Source organism: Geobacillus sp. (assembly GCF_017515625.1).
In the GTDB taxonomy this organism is placed as follows: Bacteria; Bacillota; Bacilli; order Bacillales; family Anoxybacillaceae; genus Geobacillus; species Geobacillus stearothermophilus.
Genome location: NZ_JAFWFM010000019.1, coordinates 1 through 2,566 on the forward strand (window position 1 = coordinate 1; position 2,566 = coordinate 2,566).

Below are 2,566 nucleotides of genomic sequence, written 5' to 3' on the forward strand. Positions count from 1 at the left end.
GGAACAAATAACAAGATCAAGCTGATGAAACGTCGGGGATACGGATACAGAAATATCCAGCGTTTTGCATTGCGGGTTCGGCTAGAAACAGCTAACATACTTTCATGACAGGTGCAAGTACAACTTTTGGTGATGAACCAACAAAATTCGTGAAAAACGAATTGTTGGCGTGCCGGATCTCGTTGTGGAGATTATTTCAAAATCAACGGTGCGCAAGGATAAAATCGTCAAATTTCACCGTTACGAGCGGGCAGGGGTGAAAGAATATTGGATTGTCGATCCGATGAATGAGACGATTGATGTCTATGTGCTCGAAGAAGGGAGATTCCGCCACCAAGGGATGTATGTCCGCGATGATACGATTCCTGTTCGCATGTTTCCCGGATTTGTGATCGAATTGAAAAACGTATTTGCCGAAGAAGAATAAGAAAAACGGCTGCTGTTCAAACCGCATGCTCCCCTTGTTCGTTTGTCGCGGGCGGATCCATCAGGCGGGGGGCAAGAGGCTGCCTGCGGGGGAATCGATGGCTGTTTGCCACACACTTGGGCATAGAAAAGGAAAAAACAGGCGATACTAACGATCGGTGATGCTTGTGTACAACCAAGAAGAACTGGTCCGCTTTGTCGAAGAAGCGAAGCAGTACGCCCGCTACGGAAAAGTGGCTGACTACATCCCCGCCTTAGGCAAGGCGAACCCGAATGAGCTGTCGATCGCCATTTACACGCCGGATGACGAGGTGGTAAGCGCCGGGGATGTGACGGTGAAAGTGACGCTGCAAAGCATTTCCAAAATTATTGCGCTCGCCCTTGTGCTCATCGACCGGGGCGAGGATGAGGTGTTCCATAAAGTCGGCATGGAGCCGACGGATTATCCGTTTCATTCCATTGCCAAATTAGAGGAAAAGCCTGCCAAACCGCTGAATCCGATGATTAACGCCGGCGCGCTTGTCGTCACGTCGATGATTCAAGGCGGCTCGGTGTCCGAACGGCTGGAACGGCTGTTAGCGTTCGTCCGCCGTCTCGCTGGCAACGAACGCATTTCGTACTCCGACGAAGTGGCCCGCTCCGAATATGAAACAGCGTTTTTAAATCGTTCGCTTTGCTATTTTCTCAAGCAGCATCGTATCATTGATGAAGATGTCGAAGAGCTGATGGAATTGTACACGAAACAGTGCGCCATCGAAATGACGTGCATCGACCTGGCGCGCATCGGCTTGGTGCTCGCGCTTGACGGACGCGATCCGCATTCGAGTGAGCCGCTCATGCCGCTTGATGTCGCCCGCATTTGCAAAACGTTCATGGTCACGTGCGGCATGTACAACTCATCAGGTGAATTTGCCATCAAAGTCGGCATTCCGGCGAAAAGCGGCGTCTCGGGCGGCATTCTCGCTGCCGTGCCCGGGCGGTGCGGCATCGGCGTTTTCGGCCCGGCTCTCGATGATAAAGGGAACAGCTTGACCGGGGTGAAACTGCTCGAGCGGCTGTCAAAAACGTATTCATTAAGCATTTTCTAAGGAGGAAATCACGATGAAAACATTTACGGTCCAGTTTCACCGCGAAGACGACGTCGAAGCGATGAACGTCGGCAAGTAGAGCCAAGAGGATTTTGACAAGGCGACCGAAGGCGGGACGCGGCATCTGTTTGACCTTGACACCAATATCGGCTATTTCGTCTTTTTTGACGCCGAGGACAACGAAGGCAAGGTATCGTATTTAATGCTTCAATACGAAGAAGACAGCGAAGACCCGAGCGCGTGCTACAGCTTTGAGCTGAAAGACTTTTACGAATTTATGGCGCTTTACTTAAATGACCTTGAATTCGCCGACGAAGAAGAAATGGCGGAAGATGGCGAAGAGGAATACGGCCCGATTCACCATTTAGCCCATTTGCTTTATCATATCGTCGAGGAAGGGAAGACGGTGGAGGTATGAGGCATATCCCAAGCCAAACGGCTTGGGGTTCTTTGTTTATAGGGCAAAAAAAGAATTTGGGGGCTTGACGAACGATTTTACGGCGATGTAAGATGGTTTTGTAATCGATTACATAATAAGCTGACAAAGCGGACAAGGGGCGCGATGCTGATAGACAGGCTGTCTTCATTGAAAAGGAGAAACGGAAAACGATGCCCGCTTTTCGGCTTTTGGCGAGAAAAGGACAGACAAGCGAAAACGAGGATGATTCGCCCATTTGTATGTAATCGATTACAAACAATCGATGCATAGACAAGCAGTGGGGGATGCCAAGTCAAAAGTCAATGGATGTCATGTCCAGGAGGTGATTGGGGCAGTCGAAGCAACCACTATACGCGATGCCATGCGGTGTTTGACAAATCCAAAATTTAACTTAATTAGGCGAGAAGACTCCCACTTCAACGAAGCGAAGCGGAGTAAGTGGGAGATGAATCGCCTTAACTATATTTTGCTGAAAATAGGATAGATTCAGTAAAATATAGACGGCAGATCATTCATCATTGATGGGCGGAGATTAAAAAGTATCAATCAATGGTTTAACAAAGAAAATGCCAGACTTCAAAGCATAAAAGATAAGCAAAAAATCAAAGGCACC

Annotated in this window: 3 protein-coding genes and 1 pseudogene; all 4 read left to right on the plus strand. The window is 48.9% G+C overall.

Features of this window, described 5'->3' with window-relative positions:
* Window positions 1-108: transposase (locus IKE44_RS01310; protein WP_287464785.1), on the plus strand; the 108-nt coding region annotated here is incomplete at its 5' end.
* A 52-nt stretch (window positions 109-160) separates the two neighbouring features.
* Window positions 161-427, plus strand: a complete 267-nt coding sequence (locus IKE44_RS01315) for a Uma2 family endonuclease (RefSeq protein ID WP_287464787.1) — start codon at window positions 161-163, stop codon at window positions 425-427.
* A 160-nt stretch (window positions 428-587) separates the two neighbouring features.
* Entirely contained in the window at window positions 588-1,514 is a 927-nt protein-coding gene (gene glsA, locus IKE44_RS01320; RefSeq protein ID WP_055358990.1) for a glutaminase A, read from the plus strand.
* A 13-nt stretch (window positions 1,515-1,527) separates the two neighbouring features.
* Window positions 1,528-1,932, plus strand: a pseudogene (locus tag IKE44_RS01325) (cytosolic protein).
* Window positions 1,933-2,566 lie beyond the last annotated feature (634 nt).

Excerpts from the sequence above, each read along its gene's own strand:
- glsA (WP_055358990.1), top strand. The coding sequence starts at position 588 with ATGCTTGTGTACAACCAAGAAGAACTGGTCCGCTTTGTCGAAGAAGCG.